Origin of the sequence: Neisseria sp. P0008.S002, from assembly GCF_051962805.1 — a bacterium.
In the GTDB taxonomy this organism is placed as follows: domain Bacteria; phylum Pseudomonadota; class Gammaproteobacteria; order Burkholderiales; family Neisseriaceae; genus Neisseria; species Neisseria perflava.
The window spans coordinates 253,280-269,196 of the sequence record NZ_JBQCUY010000002.1; the positions used below are offsets into that span (position 1 = coordinate 253,280).

A 15,917-nucleotide genomic window follows, 5' to 3' on the forward strand; every position below is an offset into this window, starting at 1 on the left:
AGGTGCTATTGTAGTATAAAGACTGTGATTTGGCTAAATTTTTCTGAGAATATTCAGAAATAAACGGTTATTTTTCCAATTTGGCAATGTCTGGTGTATTAACCTGAACATCGGCATTTTGTGCACGATGGCGTAAGGCGTGGTCGATCAAGACCAATGCCAGCATGGCTTCTGCAATCGGAGCGGCGCGTAATCCGACGCAGGGGTCGTGGCGGCCGTGTGTGGCAAGTTCGACAGGGTTGCCCTCTATATCAATACTGCGGCGCGGTGTGGCGATGGAACTGGTCGGTTTAATGGCAATATTCACATGAATGTCTTGTCCGGTGCTGATGCCACCCAAGATGCCGCCTGAGTGGTTGGATAGAAAGCCTTGAGGCGTGAGCTCGTCGCCGTGCTCGCTGCCGCGTTGAGTTACGCTATCAAAACCTGCGCCGATTTCCATGCCTTTGACGGCATTGATGCCCATCATGGCATAGGCAATTTCTGCATCGAGGCGGTCAAAAACTGGTTCGCCTAAGCCGACAGGGACGTTGGCTGCTTCGATATGAAGTTTTGCGCCGACAGAATCCAATGATTTGCGCACGCTGTCCATATAGTTTTCCAAGTCCTCAATTTGGCTTTGGTTTGCGGCAAAAAAAGGATTTTGGGAAATATATTCGTAACCTTCAAACTGGATTTCTTTTTCGCCTACTTGGGTAACGTAGGCGGTAATTTCAGTACCGAATTTTTCTTTCAGCCATTTTTTCGCAATTGCTCCGGCTGCAACGCGGGCAGCGGTTTCGCGGGCGGAACTTCTACCGCCGCCGCGATAGTCGCGTGTACCGTATTTGTGCCAGTAGGTGTAATCGGCATGTCCGGGGCGGAAACTGGTGGCGATATTGCCATAGTCTTTGCTGCGTTGGTCGGTATTGCGGATTAGGAGAGCGATAGGTGTACCGGTAGTTTTGCCTTCGAATACGCCGGAGAGGATTTCGACTTGGTCGGCTTCGCGACGTTGGGTAACGTGGCGGCTGGTGCCGGGTTTGCGACGGTCAAGGTCATATTGGATATCCGCTTCGCTCAATTCTAATCCTGGCGGGCAGCCGTCGATGATGCAGCCCAAGCCTGCGCCGTGGCTTTCGCCGAAAGTGGTAACGGTAAAGATTTGTCCGAAGGTATTGCCTGCCATAGGGATACTCTTTTGAAATTGGGTTTGGAAATTTTTTACTTGTTTGGATAATTCTCAGGCCGTCTGAACAGATGTGAGAACGAAATCAAAGATTCTCGTTTCACCGTTCAGACGGCCTTTTGAGATGACTACTTAGTTCAATTTACCGTGGCACTGTTTGTATTTCAGGCCGCTGCCGCAAGGGCAAGGATCGTTGCGGTGAACAATCAGGCCGTTTTGTGCAAGCGCTTCAGGGCTGAAGTCTGTGCCGTCAGGGTCGAACGCTTCTGTAACCAAATCGGTTTGCGATTGACCGAGCAATTCTTCCATATCAGGCGCATCGGAGTGGACGGTTTGAACATCGCTGACGCTTTGTGCGGCGGTGTGGTCGTATTCGCTATTGCGCTCGATTTGAACGGCAGTCAGCAAAGCGGCAATGTTTTGTTTGATACCGCGCCACAGATTTTCAAACATGGCGAAAGCTTCGCGTTTGTATTCCTGTTTCGGATTTTTCTGAGCATAGCTGCGCAGATGGATACCTTGGCGCAAGTAGTCCATAGCGGCGAGGTGTTCGCGCCATTGGTTGTCGATAACTTGCAGCATAACATTGCGTTCGAAGTCTGACATAGCCTGTTTGCCGACCAATTCAACTTTTTCGGCATACTCGTCTTCGATGCGCTTGATGAGGCGTTCTTTAATGTCTTGGTTGTCCAAAGTGCTGTCTTCTTTCAGCCAGCCTTTAATATCGACATGCAGGCGGAAATCGGCGGCAAGTTGGTGCTCCAGTGCTGGAATGTCCCATTGCTCTTCCATGCTGTCAGGCGGGATGTGGTAATCAACCAAGTCGCTGATAACGTCGGCGCGGATTTCGCGGGTCAAATCACTGACATCTTTGCTGGTCAGGATTTCGTTGCGTTGATGGTAGATCACTTTACGTTGGTCGTTGGCAACGTCATCATATTCTAAAACCTGTTTACGCATATCAAAGTTGCGGCCTTCGACTTTACGTTGTGCGCCTTCGATTTGACGGGTCAGCAGGCCGTGTTCGATGGCAACGCCGCGTTCAGGTGCCAGGCGGTTGAGGATGGCGGCGGCACGGTCGAGTGCAAACAGGCGCAACAATGGATCTTCAAACGATAGATAGAAACGGCTGGAGCCGGGGTCGCCCTGACGGCCGGCACGACCACGCAACTGGTTGTCGATACGGCGGCTTTCATGGCGTTCTGTACCGATAATATGCAAACCGCCTGCGGCCACAACTTGGTCGTGTTCAGCTTGCCAACCGCTTTCAAGGGCAGAAATTTGCGCTTGTTTTTGCTGTTCGCTCAGGGTTTCATCGGCATGGATGGCTTCGATTTGATGTTTGAGGTTGCCGCCCAAGACAATATCGGTACCGCGGCCTGCCATGTTGGTGGCAACGGTAATTGCGCCGACTTTACCGGCTTGAGCTACAATCAATGCCTCGCGCTCGTGTTCTTTGGCGTTCAGAACGTTATGCGGCAGACCGGCTTTGTGTAACAAGTCAGAAACCAGTTCGGAGTTTTCGATGCTGGTGGTGCCGACCAAAACCGGTTGACCGTTTTTGTGGCATTCGGCAATGTCTTTGACAACGGCTTCAAATTTTTCTTCAGCTGAGCGGAAGATTTGGTCGTTGAAGTCTTTACGTTGTACAGGACGGTTGGTCGGGATGATGACGGTTTCGAGGTTGTAAATGCTTTGGAACTCGAAGGCTTCGGTGTCGGCCGTACCGGTCATACCGGATAGTTTGCTGTACAGGCGGAAGTAGTTTTGGAAGGTAATAGATGCAAGCGTTTGGTTTTCGCGTTTGATTTCTACGCCTTCTTTGGCTTCAACAGCTTGGTGCAAGCCTTCGGACCAACGGCGGCCGGCCATCAGACGGCCTGTGAATTCGTCCACAATCACGATTTCACCGTCTTGAATGACGTAGTGTTGGTCTTTGTGGAACAGGGTGTGCGCACGTAATGCCGCCATGAGGTGGTGCATCAGGGAAATATTGGCGGCAGAGTAGAGCGAGTCGTTTTCCTGTAATAAGCCCATTTGTGTCAGGATTTGCTCGGCGTGTTCGTGACCAGCTTCGCTCAGAATAACTTGGTGTGCTTTTTCATCTACCCAGTAATCGCCTTCGCCTTCTTCGGTTTCTTGGCGGATAAGGTGGGCCGGAACGGCATCCATTACGCGGTAGAGCTGGATGTTGTCATCTGCCTGGCCGGAAATAATCAGCGGCGTACGCGCTTCGTCGATCAGAATGGAGTCCACTTCGTCGACAACGGCAAAGTTCAATTCGCGCTGAACTTTGTCGTATTGGTCGGTAACCATATTGTCGCGCAGGTAGTCGAAGCCGAATTCGTTGTTGGTGCCGTAAGTAATGTCGGCACCGTAAGCGGTTTGGCGTTCGAAAGGTTGCAAATCGGCGACGATCACGCCGACACTCAAGCCTAAGAAGTTGTACAAAGGCTCCATAATGCTCGCGTCACGGGAGGCGAGGTAGTCGTTGACGGTAACGACGTGGACGCCTTTTCCTGACAATGCATTCAGGTAAACGGCAAGGGTGGCCACCAGAGTTTTACCTTCACCGGTACGCATTTCGGCGATTTTGCCGTTGTGCAGAACCATACCGCCGATAAGCTGTACATCAAAGTGGCGCATGCCCAATACACGGCTTGATGCTTCGCGGCAGACGGCAAAGGCTTCGACCAAGATGTCGTCCAGGCTTTGTCCGTCGGCGAGACGTTGTTTGAATTCGGCTGTTTTAGCTTGCAGTTCTGCATCGCTCAATGCCTGCATTTGTTTCTCAAGCGCGTTGATTTTGGCAACGGATTTACGATATTGTTTCAGCAGGCGGTCGTTGCGGCTGCCGAAGATTTTCTTAGCAATGTTTGTCAGCATGAATAATTCCTGCGCCTTGATATAATAGTGGGCGAAATTGGGATTTTAACACAAGCGCTTGTATAACGCGGTAATGCTGTTTGAAATAAAGGCGGTTTTGCTGTATTTCAATTGTAATTGTTTGGTTAATTTACTGAGAGGCCGTCTGAAATATATGGATTTAGCACAATTAGGCAAGCGCAATCATTTATTGGCGGGCTTGTTGCAACAATCGCAACAATGGCGGAAATTGGATGCAAAAATCAAAACGGTTTTGCCGGCCAACCTGCATCCGCATTTTCAGACGGCCTGCGTAGAAGACGGAAGATTGGTCTTGCTTGCCGCCAATAATATGGCTGCTTCGCGTTTGAAAATGATCCTGCCTGCCATGTTGCCCAAGTTGCAAACATTGCATACAGGCGTCAGGGAAGTGGTGGTCAGGGTAGTTCCCAAGCCTCCGGCTCAGCCGAAAACCAATAGTTTGAGATTGAGCGAGGCAGCTTTAGACAGCTTCGATGAGGCGGCAGCCAAATTGGAAGGCAAACATCCCGAATTGGCGGCGGCATTGGCAGAATTGGTGCGCAAGCACAGCCGCTAAAATCATGCCGAATGAGATTATGGTTAATAAATGTTAAAATTTATTTCATTTGACTGATAGCATCTAATACTAAAGAAATACGACCTAAACAGTAACTGTTTTCTTTTAGGTAAACTGATGTAAACTTGGCCTGAAATTTTGATTTCGTGTGAAGTTTGTAGCAAAATAACGCCTGAATTTCTTATCACTCTGCGTGAATAAGTTTAAGTTTGACATTTGTCTTTGTTAATATATTCGCGCGGGTTCTATTAATAGAACTTAACAAGACTCTCATCATTAGGAGATACATCAATGAAAGCTTATCTGGCTCTGATTTCCGCTGCCGTTATCGGCTTAGCTGCATGCTCTCAAGAAGCTGCAAAACCTGCTGAAGCACCTGCTGCTTCCGCTGCTTCTGAAGCTGCTCCTGCAGAAACTACTGCACCTGCCGATGCCGCTCCTGCCTCTGAAGCTGCTCCAGCCGATGCTGCCGCCGCTCCTGCTGCCGGCAACTGCGCAACTACTGTTGAAGCCAACGACGCTATGCAGTTTAACACTAAAGAAATCCAAGTGAGCAAAGCTTGTAAAGAATTCACCATCACTTTGAAACACACTGGTACCCAACCTAAAGAAAGCATGGGTCACAACATCGTCATCGGTAAAGCCGAAGACATGGACGGTATTTTCAAAGACGGTGCCGGTGCTGCTGCAACTGACTACGTTAAACCTGACGACGCACGCGTTGTTGCCCACACCAAACTGGTTGGCGGCGGCGAAGAAGCTTCCCTGACTCTGGATCCTGCTAAATTGGCCGGCGGCGAATACAAATTCGCTTGTACCTTCCCAGGTCACGGCGCTTTGATGAACGGTAAAGTTACTTTGGTTGACTAATCCGCCTCAAGCTCGAAAACAGACAGCCTGCCTTGCGCAGGCTGTTTTGTTATAATCTGGAAACATTAATTTAAGAATAAAACTTCAAAACCATGAATCCGTTTGAAACCAAAAGCGTTACTTTTGCCGAACCCATTGAAATGCTGTACGCCTGTCATGGCAAAGTGCGCCGTTTCTGCAGCCAGGTTGCCATGTTGTCGAACTATATTGCCGAAAACGGCTGCAATCAAATCGTTTTGCAAACCATCCGCCAAATTGCCCAATATTTTAATGTTGCCGCGCCGTTGCACCATGAAGACGAAGAAGAAAATTTCTTCCCGCTTCTATTGCAATATGCGCCGCAAGCTCAAGAAAGCGTTGACGAGCTTTTGCGCCAACATATCAGCCTGCACAACAACTGGGCGGCGGTATCTGCCGAATTCGCCAAACTCGAAGCAGACAACGCCTATATCCCCGATGCGGAAACGTTCAAACGCTTTGTCGCAGGATATGATGTTCATCTGGCGATTGAAGAGCCGCTATTTGATATGGGCAAAACCTTTATCCCCAAAGAAAAACTGACCGAAATCGGCGAAATTATGGCTGCACGCCGCCGCAAATAAGGTCGTCTGAAACAATCGTCTCAAGGAATACACTATGCTGACCCCAAAAAGTTGCGATTTGTTCAATATCCCTTTTTTCCAGTTTTCCCAGCTTAAAAAATACCAGCCTGAAAGCATTCCGCAAATCAAGGCAGACTATAAAGAAAACTGGCAGGTATGGCAGCAGCTAATCCAGCAGGTTGCCGCCGAATTGGGTGCACCGTTTGCGCCGCCGCATATCGAACGCTGGTGTAACGGCTGGCAGGTCCGCGCCCATTTTTTTGCCTATTTCAAATACGAACAATATAAAAATTCCGCAGCGATTTTATCGATTTTGCTGAATCGCCGCCGTTTGAGCGTCAGCTTGGACTGGCATTGCTATAAAGCCGATGTTTCTCCCATTGCGCTGCCTGATTACAACCGCTGGCTGGATAATTTTGATACTGAAAAATACGCTTCCTTCGATATGTGGCACGGTGCGGAAAGCGAATATGACGATTATCGTACCGTTGCCCAACAAAGCGACGGCGATAGAAAGCTTCGAGACGATAAAGATTTCTTCTGTATCGGCAAACACATCGAACGCGATGATTTGGGCAAGCAGGATGTCGCGAAATGGATAGTGGAAACAGTGGAAGACTTACTGCCGCTGTATGAAGCTTGTCATGGAAAATAAATCAGGATGCAGAAAGGGAAACTGCCCATTCAGTATCTTCAAATAAACTCAAGGCCGTCTGAAAATCATATTCAGAACGTTTCAGACGGCCTGTTTCTCAAAGTGAGCAAATATGACCGAAACCCAATCCCTAGAGCTTGCCAAAGAGCTGATTTCCCGCCCGTCCGTTACGCCGGATGACCAAAACTGCCAACAACTGCTGGCCGAACGCCTGCAAAAAATCGGTTTTGCCGTAGAAGAGCTTCATTTCGGCGACACCAAAAACATTTGGTTGCGCCGCGGTACTCAGGCTCCGGTGTTCTGCTTTGCCGGACATACCGACGTTGTGCCGACAGGTCCTGTTGAAAAATGGGATTCGCCTCCGTTTGAACCGACCGAGCGTGAAGACCGTCTGTATGGCCGCGGCGCGGCGGACATGAAAACCAGCATTGCCTGCTTCGTTACCGCCTGTGAGCGTTTCGTTGCCGAATATCCCGATCATCAAGGCAGTATCGCGCTCCTGATTACTTCAGACGAAGAGGGCGATGCGCTGGATGGCACAACCAAAGTTGTCGATGTATTGAAAGCGCGTGGCGAATTGATTGATTACTGTATCGTCGGCGAACCGACTGCCGTGGATAAATTGGGCGATATGTTGAAAAACGGCCGACGCGGCTCGTTGTCGGGCAATCTGACCATCAAAGGCAAGCAAGGCCATATTGCCTATCCGCATTTGGCAATCAATCCCGTGCATACTTTTGCCCCGGCCTTGCTGGAGCTGACGCAGGAAGTCTGGGACGAGGGCAACGAATACTTCCCGCCGACCAGTTTCCAAATTTCCAATATTAACGGCGGCACAGGCGCGACCAATGTGATTCCGGGCGAGCTAAACGTCAAATTCAATTTCCGTTTCTCTACCGAGTCTACTGAAGAAGGGCTGAAACAACGCGTTCATACCATTTTGGATAAACACGGCGTGCAATACGATTTGCAGTGGTCTTGCTCAGGCCAACCTTTCCTGACACAGGCAGGAAAACTGACCGATGTGGCACGCGAAGCCATTGCCGAGATTTGTGGCGTTGAGGCTGAATTGTCCACCACCGGCGGCACTTCGGACGGACGCTTCATCAAAGCCATTGCGAAAGAGCTCATCGAATTAGGCCCGTCTAACGCGACCATCCACCAAATCAACGAAAACGTACGTTTGGAAGATATTCCGAAGTTGTCGGCGGTGTATGAAGGTATGTTGAAACGCCTGTTGAAGTGAAAAGGCCGTACCGTAGGCTTTGAAAAACGATAGGGCGATACGATTCTTTTGCTCTTTCGGTTTTCTCTTAAGTTATCGATAATTGAACAAGGCAAAATATGATTACTCTGCCTTCTTTAAACGAGCTTCCATCAAAGTGGAATGAAATCCGAGAGCAGTTGGAAACTGACTTTCCCGCTACTCTCGAAGCCTTACTGCACGAGCGTCTTACCGAACACGAAGCCAAGCAGTTTGAGCAGGATTTTATTGACTGTATCGGTTGTGCGCCTGAAGAATATGTCCGTATCCGCCGAGCTATCCGACTGTTGGAAACGCGTTATCCTGATAGTCCGAACGAACTGACTGCGGCCGCGGTTGCCACGCCGTTGGGCGAGATGTTGGCGGTGTTCGGCAGCAAGGGTTTGTGTCTGCTGGAATTTGTCGGGCAGAAACATATGGAACAGGAAATCATGGCTGTCCAAAAAGCTTTGAACGGACAGTTTATTTTCCAAGAAAATGAGCAAACGCAACTTTTGCGTCAAGAATTGGATTTATACTTCCAAGGCCGTCTAAAAGTTTTTGCGACGCCTTTGGAAACGATAGGTACAGCCTTTCAGCAGCAGGTGTGGAATGCGCTGCTGACTATTCCTTACGGCGAAACGCGCAGCTACAAGAAGCAGGCGCAACAGTTGGGTAATCCTAGAGCCGTCCGCGCCGTTGCCGCTGCAAACGGGCAGAACAAGGTGTCTATCCTGATTCCCTGCCACCGTGTTATCGGTAGTGACGGCAAACTGACCGGCTACGCAGGCGGTTTGAACCGCAAACAATCGTTGCTTGCCTTGGAGAGAGGCGAGGTTCAGACGGCCTTGTTTTGAGAGGATCTGCATTAGGGGCAGGCTTCGCACGCTGAAAAATTGAGTAGCAGAAGGTCGGGGAAGCCCGGAAAAATCTGCATGGAGAAAAATGTTGGGCAACGCCCACGCTAGAAAAAAGAGAAATAAGACATGAGCCTGAAAAACCGCCATTTTTTAAAACTTTTGGATTTTACGCCGGAAGAAATCACCACCTATCTCGACCTTGCCGCCGAATTGAAAGCTGCTAAAAAAGCAGGGCGCGAGGTGCAGCGGATGCAGGGAAAAAACATTGCCCTGATTTTCGAGAAAACATCAACCCGCACCCGTTGCGCGTTTGAAGTGGCTGCGCGTGATCAAGGGGCAGGGGTAACTTATCTGGAGCCGTCTGCCAGCCAAATTGGGCATAAGGAAAGTATTAAGGATACGGCGCGCGTTTTAGGGCGGATGTTTGACGGTATCGAATATCGCGGCTTTGGGCAGGATGTGGTGGAAGAGCTGGCCAAGTATGCAGGCGTGCCTGTGTTCAATGGTTTGACCAACGAGTTCCACCCGACTCAAATGCTTGCTGATGCGCTGACGATGCGCGAGCATAGCGACAAGCCTTTGAACCAAATTGCGTTTGCCTATGTCGGCGATGCGCGTTACAACATGGCCAATTCGTTGCTGGTGTTGGCTGCGAAACTGGGCATGGACGTGCGTATCGGTGCGCCGAAAAGTTTGTGGCCGTCTGAAAACATTATCGAGACGGTGCAGGCTGTTGCCAAAGAGACCGGCGGACGGATTCTGTTGACGGAGAATGTGAAAGAAGCCGTAAAAGGCGTGGATTTTATCCATACCGATGTGTGGGTCAGCATGGGTGAGCCTAAAGAGGCGTGGCAGGAACGTATCGATTTGCTGAAAGATTACCGAGTTACGCCTGAATTGATGGCGGCGGCGGAAAATCCGCAAGTCAAGTTTATGCATTGCCTGCCTGCTTTCCATAATCGTGAAACCAAAGTCGGTGAATGGATTTATGAGACATTCGGTCTGAATGGTGTGGAAGTAACGGAAGAAGTTTTCGAAAGCGAAGCCAGCATTGTGTTTGATCAGGCAGAAAACCGGATGCACACGATTAAAGCGGTGATGGTAGCTGCATTGGGCGATTGATTGTTACGCTCAACGCTGCTTACCGCTTCATTTAATAGAGATTAAATAAAGGCCGTCTGAAAGAAAGACTTTCAGACGGCCTTGTTGTTGGATTGGAGTTTATTGCCAAATCAGAACTTTGGGTTCGGGCGTTACTTGATAGCCTTCTTGACGCAATAGTTCGATTAAGCCTTTTCCGCTGGGTAAATGGGCAATGCCGACAGCAAAGAGGGTGCTTTGTTTGGCCGATTGCTTGCGGATTTCAGGTAGCCATGCCAAGTTACGGCGGATCAGGAGGTCGTTTTTCAGCCAATCGGACATGGCTTTGGCGTGTTTAGCATCAACACGTTTGAGGGTGCACTGTTCGGTTTCTTCCAAAAGTGGGATGAGTTCTTCAAAGCGGCCTTCTGAATAGGCTTGATGGAGTTTTTTGATATCTTCGGTTTCTTCTTTATTGGTTTTAATGCTGGCTTTCAGAAAGTTGAGCATGGTTTCTTCAGGCTGTGCTTTGAAGATTGCGGAAACTTCGTCCAAGCTTTCTAATGAACTACGCGGTTTGTTGATATTGACTGCTGCGTTGGTCAGCAACATATCTGCACCGGTTTCTGCGCTATATCCTTGGGGAAATGCGCTGCCGGCAAAAACCAATGCTGCCCACGGGTGGAGTTTGTCGGCAATTCTGGTGATGGGTCGGCTTTCTTCATTTTTTGAATAGATTTCTTGTAAAAGACGGAAATCTGTTTTGCCAAGCTTGCGGCTAAGCGGTTCGGTACTCATGACTTCTTTGAAGTATTTTTGATACATTTTTTTCGTTTCCGGACTGCTGTCCGGCAGTGGGTCAATTTCTGTGGTCAGTTGGTTGGTGGATTGCAACAGTTTGACCGCATCGGAAGACAAAGTTTGATTGGTTCGTCCCATGTGGATGGTGCCGAGCAGGTAGGAATCGGGTTGGCCTTCTTTGCTGATTTTCCAAACATTGCTGGTCAGTTTAGGCTGCTGCCAGTTAAGTTCGGCAGGTTTGTTGTCGGGTGAGATCGCGGCGGGTTTGCAGGCGCCCAGGGCGAGGGCAGTCAATGGCACAAGCAGGCAGGCAAGCAGTTTTTTCATGTTTTTCCTTATTGTGGTGTGCGGTAGGCAAGGGCAATTTAGAAATCGAGCAGGTTTTGAACCGGATGTTCGCCCGTTTCGGTTTTTTCCATTTTGCGGTTGCGGATTTTGGCTTTCCTGAGGGATAGAAGGTGCATGACTTGATGCTTTTGGCTGTCGGTCATCTGGAGCCAGTACAAGCGCTCTTCCCGGCTGCGCAGGCAGCCTTTGCAATAGCCTTTGGCATTGGCTTCACAAACGCCGATGCAGGGACTGGGGATGGGGAAAAAATCAGGTTGTTCCATATTTTAAAAGCGTTTGAGACAAGAGACTGGACAAACCAAAATTGCAGACTGCATTCGTATTTGTCTACACACGATCGGTGTATCCAGCAGGGTTCCTAATATCCAATTGAGTTGATCATTTCAATAAGTTTATATCTGCCACCCTAGGCATAAAAAACCTAAGAGAAACCATAAATATATCGCAGAAGAAGTCAGTATCTTCCCTATTTTCAGATTTCTCCAATAAAACCCAAGTAAGAACATTATAAAAATTAAAGGAATTCCAATATAAATATAATATTTAAGCGATCCTAATTCACTGAACACGTTTATAACAGAATAGAGACCGATAAATCCACCTGACCAAAAAACAATTATTGCTGGCCCTAAAAAAATAGCCGTTATTAAATGAGGGAGCAGTATGATTTTTATCCATTCTTTATATTTGTTGTTCATTTTAATCCCAATTACTTCAATGGTATCGTATCGATTCAAATGGGGGAGCAAAGTGTACAGTAACGTCACCAAGAATAATTACGGTATGTTTGGCAGAATCATGTTTTAATACATATTTGGAGTTCCGCTATATTTTGATTTTCAGACGACCTATGTGTAGCCCCAACTATCTGCATTTTATGACTTAATCAGTTTGCGCAAAGACTGATTGTTGTATTTGATATCGGCAATCAGCTGGTCATATTGGTGCATTCTACGGAGCGAGCGGGTAATTAGATAGACCGAGAAAATAATCAAGCTGATGTTCATCAGACTGACCAGTACGAGCAAAGGCCAAACATCAACGGCCTCGTACCATTTCGATGTCGCAATCAGCGCACTGAAAATAGACAAAGGGAGTGCGAAAACGGCAATGCCCGTACGCATGATAGCAAGTGCCGTGCGTTTTTCTGCAAGGAGAAGCTGTACTTGATTGATGCTGAGGATATCGTTTTGCTGTTCGGTAACCATAGGATACGCGCCTATACAAATTAACTTTGAATTCTGATAAAGCGGAAAATATGGTTTTATGTTACCCGAAAGTATTGAAAATAAAAACAAAGGTCGTCTGAAAATTTTTAGACGACCTTTTCCATTCCTGTTTATACGGTTTGCGAGTATTTGGCTTTGGTTTCTTTATGGCGCAAATGGTAGTCGAACACCATGGCGATGTTGCGGATCAGGAAACGGCCCTTCGGTGTCACGGTCAGGCTGTGCGGTTTGAGACGGACCAGGCCGAGGGTTTCAAGTTGCTTCATATCTTCCAGTTCGGCTGCAAAATAGCGGCTAAACGGAATGCCGAACACGCTTTCGTAAATTTGATAATCAAGCGAGAAGCGGCACATTAAATCCTGAATAATGTTGCGGCGCAGGATATCGTCTTGATCAAGCTGGTAGCCGCGCATAATCGGCAGATGTCCGGCATCAAGAGCGGCGTAATAGGCATCGATGTCGCGCTCGTTTTGGGAGTAGGTGCTGCCGATTTTGCCGATAGAGGACACGCCGATCGCTACCAAATCGCAGTCGGCATAGGTTGAGTAGCCTTGGAAGTTGCGTTGCAGGAAGCCTTCTTTGAGGGCGATGGAGAGTTCGTCGTCAGGTTTGGCAAAGTGGTCCATGCCAATGAAAACGTAGCCGCGCTCAGTCAGGGTTTGGACGCAATATTGCAGCATATCGAGTTTTTCTTCGCTGCCGGGAACGACATTGGTGTCGATACGGCGTTGCGGTTTGAAGATATGCGGCAGGTGGGCGTAGTGGTAGAGGGCGAGGCGGTCAGGGTCAAGCGACAAGACCGTGTCGATGGTGGTTTTGATGCTTTCGGTGTTTTGGTGCGGCAGGCCGTAAATCAAATCGACACTGACGGATTTGAACCCTGCTTCGCGGGCGGCATCGATGACTTCTTTGGTTTCTTCGTAACTTTGGATACGGTTGACGGCTGCCTGCACTTTAGGATCGAAGTCTTGAATGCCGACACTCATGCGGTTGAAACCGAGTTTGCCCAGTTTGAGGACGGTTTTGCGGCTGACTTTGCGCGGGTCGATTTCGATGGAGTATTCGCCGTTGGGGATGAGCTGGAAGTATTTGCGGATCATTTCGAAGACGCGTTCGAGTTGGTCGTCGCTTAGGAATGTCGGCGTGCCGCCGCCGAAGTGGAGTTGCGCAAGCTGGTGTCGTCCGCCTAAATGCGGTGCCAGCAACTCCATTTCTTTTTCCAGATACTGGATATAGGCATCGGCACGGCTTTTGTCTTTGGTAATGATTTTGTTGCAGCCGCAGTAGTAGCAGATGGTATTGCAGAAGGGGATGTGGATGTAGAGTGAAAGGGGTTTGTTGAGCGCGCCCATGTTACGCAGGTTTAAAGCTTGGATATATTCGGCTTCTTTAAAGCCTTCATGGAAGCGGTCGGCGGTCGGATAGGATGTATAACGTGGACCGCTTGATGGCAAACTGGCAATCAATTCGCGGTCGAATTCCGGTAATTCATTGTTTGTGTTAGTGTTATTTGAGATAGGGATGATTTTCATGGTCGGGGCTTGTAGTATGAAGTAAGGAAATTAGGGAAAATTTTAGTCAAAATTTCGATAGTTTGGTAGAATGCCTCATAATGATATGCCAACTTTGACATGGGTCAATAGTTATTCGGCTTCATCAGGGATTGAGAGAACTAAGCAAATTAAAGGTGCGTTATGGCCACACACAATGCAACACATCAAATGAAAACCTTGTGTTCCACATGTTCTTTACGCGAGCTGTGTTTGCCTGTCGGACTGATGCCTAACGAATTTTCACAATTAGACGCGGTTATCCGTCAAAGCCGCCGTCTGAAAAAAGGTGAATACCTGTTCCGTGCCGGCGAGCCGTTTACCTCTTTATTTGCCATCCGTGCGGGCTTCTTTAAGACAACAGTTGCCAGCCAAGATGGACGAGATCAGGTAACCGGCTTTTTTATGTCGGGCGAGCTGATCGGTATGGATGGGATTTGTTCCCATATTCACAGCTGTGATGCTGTGGCTTTGGAAGACAGCGAGGTATGCGAGCTTCCGTTTACACATATTGAAGAACTTGGTCAGGATATTCCCAGCCTCCGTTCTCACTTTTTCCGCTTGATGAGCCGCGAAATTGTCCGAGATCAGGGCGTTATGCTGCTTTTGGGCAATATGCGCGCTGAAGAGCGATTGGCAGCATTCTTACTCAATCTGTCTCAGCGTCTCTATTCACGAGGTTTTGCCGCCAATGATTTTATCTTGCGGATGTCGCGTGAGGAAATCGGCAGCTATTTGGGGCTGAAACTGGAAACAGTCAGCCGCACCTTGTCTAAATTCCATCATGAAGGCTTGATTTCTGTTGAACACAAGCACATCAAAATCTTAGATGCGACAACCTTGAAGAAAATGGTTTCTGGTTGTTCGCACGCTATCTGAATCTTAGGCCGTCTGAAATATTTCAGACGGCCTTTTTAACAAGAATTAAAGAATAATTGTTAAGTTACGCAAGTTATAGTCAGATATTAAATTGAAAAATCTTCAACAACCGGCGTGTACAGAATGCGGTCGACTACTTCTCTGGTCAGTTTCGGTGCAAACATCTGGATAAAGTCATACGCGTAACCGCGCAGGTAGGTATCGGTGCGTAAGGCTATCCAAGTGGGTGATGGTTCAAATAAGTGTGCCGCATCAATCAGCTGTAAATCTTGATCGACCGCAGGATCGTACGCCATTTTCGCCATTAAACCAACGCCCAAGCCTAAGCGGACATACGTCTTCAATACATCTGTATCGGCAGCCGATAAGGCAACATCAGGTTGCTCAATATGCGCTTTATTAAATGTACGCGCAATGCTGCTGCCGGAATTAAAAGCAAATTCGTAAGTAACTAGCGGAAAAGAAGCTAAATCTTCAAGGCTTAAAGGATTGCGGCAGTCCAAAAGAGGGTGATCGTGCGGAACAATCACGGCATGGTTCCATTCGTAGCAGGGTAGTTTGCCCAACTCGGGGTGATCGTCAATGCGTTCGGTAATAATTGCCAAATCTGCTTCTCCGCTGCTGACCATTTGGGCAATGGCAGAAGGGCTGCCTTGTTTGATGGTCAAATTGACTTTAGGGTAGTTTTTGACAAATTCCGCAACGATTTTGGGCAAAGCATAGCGCGCCTGGGTATGCGTTGTCGCGATGGTTAGCGAGCCGCTGTCGTGATCGGTAAACTCGCTGCCGATATTTTTAATGTTTTGTACATCACGCAAAATCCGTTCCGAAATCTCTAATACGGCTTTGCCCGGTTGCGAAACGGAAACCACACGTTTGCCGCTGCGGATAAAAATTTGGATACCCAATTCTTCTTCAAGCAGGCGGATTTGTTTGGAAATGCCGGGCTGGGATGTAAAAAGCGCATCGGCAGCCTCGGAGACATTCAGATTGTGCCGGTAAACTTCAAGGGCGTAACGTAATTGTTGCAGTTTCATGGTAGTAGTACCGAATACGTTGTTATTGTGGATTTTGTGCGACAAACGGCATGTAATTTAACATATTTTGCCCAGTTTTGCCCCGAGTTTTGAAAATGGTTGTTTTTAATGAAAATATCTTTTAATGATATG

Annotated in this window: 15 protein-coding genes; 8 read left to right on the forward strand and 7 right to left on the reverse strand. The window is 48.2% G+C overall.

Features of this window, described 5'->3' with window-relative positions:
- Positions 1-67: 67 nt before the first annotated feature.
- Together aroC and secA are read right to left on the reverse strand one after the other, a co-directional pair.
- Entirely contained in the window at positions 68-1,168 is a 1,101-nt protein-coding gene (gene aroC / locus ACTHSA_RS03115) for a chorismate synthase (protein ID WP_004519617.1), read from the reverse strand.
- Positions 1,169-1,300: 132 nt separating this feature from the next.
- Positions 1,301-4,054, reverse strand: coding sequence for a preprotein translocase subunit SecA (gene secA / locus ACTHSA_RS03120; protein WP_049335622.1), 2,754 nt, complete (start codon positions 4,052-4,054; stop codon positions 1,301-1,303).
- 154 nt (positions 4,055-4,208) lie between these two features.
- On the opposite strand from secA, the gene ACTHSA_RS03125 reads away from it, so the two are divergent.
- The 7 genes from ACTHSA_RS03125 to argF all read left to right on the forward strand — a co-directional run bounded on the left by ACTHSA_RS03125 (position 4,209) and on the right by argF (position 9,983).
- Positions 4,209-4,631: a DciA family protein gene (locus tag ACTHSA_RS03125; protein ID WP_039862113.1), complete on the forward strand. Its 423-nt coding sequence runs from the start codon at positions 4,209-4,211 to the stop codon at positions 4,629-4,631.
- A 291-nt stretch (positions 4,632-4,922) separates the two neighbouring features.
- A complete protein-coding gene (gene azu / locus ACTHSA_RS03130) occupies positions 4,923-5,501 on the forward strand; it encodes an azurin (protein WP_003748712.1) in 579 nt (192 codons plus the stop codon).
- A 92-nt stretch (positions 5,502-5,593) separates the two neighbouring features.
- On the forward strand, positions 5,594-6,103 hold the full coding sequence (locus ACTHSA_RS03135) for a hemerythrin domain-containing protein (protein WP_004519620.1): 510 nt from the start codon (positions 5,594-5,596) through the stop codon (positions 6,101-6,103).
- Between the two features lie 34 nt (positions 6,104-6,137).
- Positions 6,138-6,758 (forward strand): glucose-6-phosphate 1-dehydrogenase family protein, encoded by a 621-nt coding sequence (locus tag ACTHSA_RS03140; protein ID WP_004519621.1) that lies wholly within the window; start codon positions 6,138-6,140, stop codon positions 6,756-6,758.
- A 112-nt stretch (positions 6,759-6,870) separates the two neighbouring features.
- Positions 6,871-8,004: a succinyl-diaminopimelate desuccinylase gene (dapE, locus tag ACTHSA_RS03145; RefSeq protein WP_004519622.1), complete on the forward strand. Its 1,134-nt coding sequence runs from the start codon at positions 6,871-6,873 to the stop codon at positions 8,002-8,004.
- Between the two features lie 98 nt (positions 8,005-8,102).
- A complete protein-coding gene (locus tag ACTHSA_RS03150; RefSeq protein WP_070625121.1) occupies positions 8,103-8,858 on the forward strand; it encodes a methylated-DNA--[protein]-cysteine S-methyltransferase in 756 nt (251 codons plus the stop codon).
- A 129-nt stretch (positions 8,859-8,987) separates the two neighbouring features.
- Positions 8,988-9,983 carry an ornithine carbamoyltransferase gene (gene argF / locus ACTHSA_RS03155; protein WP_107737777.1) on the forward strand — a complete coding sequence of 332 codons (996 nt, stop codon included), beginning with the start codon at positions 8,988-8,990 and terminating at the stop codon, positions 9,981-9,983.
- A 99-nt stretch (positions 9,984-10,082) separates the two neighbouring features.
- On the opposite strand, the gene ACTHSA_RS03160 is transcribed toward argF, so the two are convergent.
- From ACTHSA_RS03160 to hemN, 4 genes are all read right to left on the reverse strand, one after another.
- Positions 10,083-11,069 carry a TraB/GumN family protein gene (locus tag ACTHSA_RS03160; protein WP_004519626.1) on the reverse strand — a complete coding sequence of 329 codons (987 nt, stop codon included), beginning with the start codon at positions 11,067-11,069 and terminating at the stop codon, positions 10,083-10,085.
- Positions 11,070-11,107: 38 nt separating this feature from the next.
- Positions 11,108-11,353 carry a DUF1289 domain-containing protein gene (locus tag ACTHSA_RS03165; RefSeq protein WP_004519627.1) on the reverse strand — a complete coding sequence of 82 codons (246 nt, stop codon included), beginning with the start codon at positions 11,351-11,353 and terminating at the stop codon, positions 11,108-11,110.
- Between the two features lie 612 nt (positions 11,354-11,965).
- Positions 11,966-12,298, reverse strand: coding sequence for a hypothetical protein (locus tag ACTHSA_RS03170; protein ID WP_004519629.1), 333 nt, complete (start codon positions 12,296-12,298; stop codon positions 11,966-11,968).
- 131 nt (positions 12,299-12,429) lie between these two features.
- A complete protein-coding gene (gene hemN, locus ACTHSA_RS03175) occupies positions 12,430-13,851 on the reverse strand; it encodes an oxygen-independent coproporphyrinogen III oxidase (RefSeq protein ID WP_004519630.1) in 1,422 nt (473 codons plus the stop codon).
- 162 nt (positions 13,852-14,013) lie between these two features.
- Here hemN and fnr point away from each other — a divergent pair, with 162 nt between their 5' ends.
- Positions 14,014-14,748, forward strand: a complete 735-nt coding sequence (gene fnr, locus ACTHSA_RS03180; protein WP_039862092.1) for a fumarate/nitrate reduction transcriptional regulator Fnr — start codon at positions 14,014-14,016, stop codon at positions 14,746-14,748.
- Between the two features lie 86 nt (positions 14,749-14,834).
- Here fnr and ACTHSA_RS03185 read toward each other — a convergent pair whose 3' ends face one another.
- A complete protein-coding gene (locus tag ACTHSA_RS03185) occupies positions 14,835-15,785 on the reverse strand; it encodes a CysB family HTH-type transcriptional regulator (protein ID WP_049344882.1) in 951 nt (316 codons plus the stop codon).
- Positions 15,786-15,917 lie beyond the last annotated feature (132 nt).

What these genes read in the sequence shown, in the direction of transcription:
- secA (WP_049335622.1), bottom strand. Translation starts at nt 4,054, where the DNA reads ATGCTGACAAACATTGCTAAGAAAATCTTCGGCAGCCGCAACGACCGC.
- argF (WP_107737777.1), top strand. Translation starts at nt 8,988, where the DNA reads ATGAGCCTGAAAAACCGCCATTTTTTAAAACTTTTGGATTTTACGCCG.
- dapE (WP_004519622.1), top strand. Translation starts at nt 6,871, where the DNA reads ATGACCGAAACCCAATCCCTAGAGCTTGCCAAAGAGCTGATTTCCCGC.
- ACTHSA_RS03165 (WP_004519627.1), bottom strand. Translation starts at nt 11,353, where the DNA reads ATGGAACAACCTGATTTTTTCCCCATCCCCAGTCCCTGCATCGGCGTT.
- ACTHSA_RS03185 (WP_049344882.1), bottom strand. Translation starts at nt 15,785, where the DNA reads ATGAAACTGCAACAATTACGTTACGCCCTTGAAGTTTACCGGCACAAT.
- aroC (WP_004519617.1), bottom strand. Translation starts at nt 1,168, where the DNA reads ATGGCAGGCAATACCTTCGGACAAATCTTTACCGTTACCACTTTCGGC.
- ACTHSA_RS03160 (WP_004519626.1), bottom strand. Translation starts at nt 11,069, where the DNA reads ATGAAAAAACTGCTTGCCTGCCTGCTTGTGCCATTGACTGCCCTCGCC.
- ACTHSA_RS03135 (WP_004519620.1), top strand. Translation starts at nt 5,594, where the DNA reads ATGAATCCGTTTGAAACCAAAAGCGTTACTTTTGCCGAACCCATTGAA.
- ACTHSA_RS03125 (WP_039862113.1), top strand. Translation starts at nt 4,209, where the DNA reads ATGGATTTAGCACAATTAGGCAAGCGCAATCATTTATTGGCGGGCTTG.
- ACTHSA_RS03140 (WP_004519621.1), top strand. Translation starts at nt 6,138, where the DNA reads ATGCTGACCCCAAAAAGTTGCGATTTGTTCAATATCCCTTTTTTCCAG.
- ACTHSA_RS03170 (WP_004519629.1), bottom strand. Translation starts at nt 12,298, where the DNA reads ATGGTTACCGAACAGCAAAACGATATCCTCAGCATCAATCAAGTACAG.
- hemN (WP_004519630.1), bottom strand. Translation starts at nt 13,851, where the DNA reads ATGAAAATCATCCCTATCTCAAATAACACTAACACAAACAATGAATTA.
- fnr (WP_039862092.1), top strand. Translation starts at nt 14,014, where the DNA reads ATGGCCACACACAATGCAACACATCAAATGAAAACCTTGTGTTCCACA.
- ACTHSA_RS03150 (WP_070625121.1), top strand. Translation starts at nt 8,103, where the DNA reads ATGATTACTCTGCCTTCTTTAAACGAGCTTCCATCAAAGTGGAATGAA.
- azu (WP_003748712.1), top strand. Translation starts at nt 4,923, where the DNA reads ATGAAAGCTTATCTGGCTCTGATTTCCGCTGCCGTTATCGGCTTAGCT.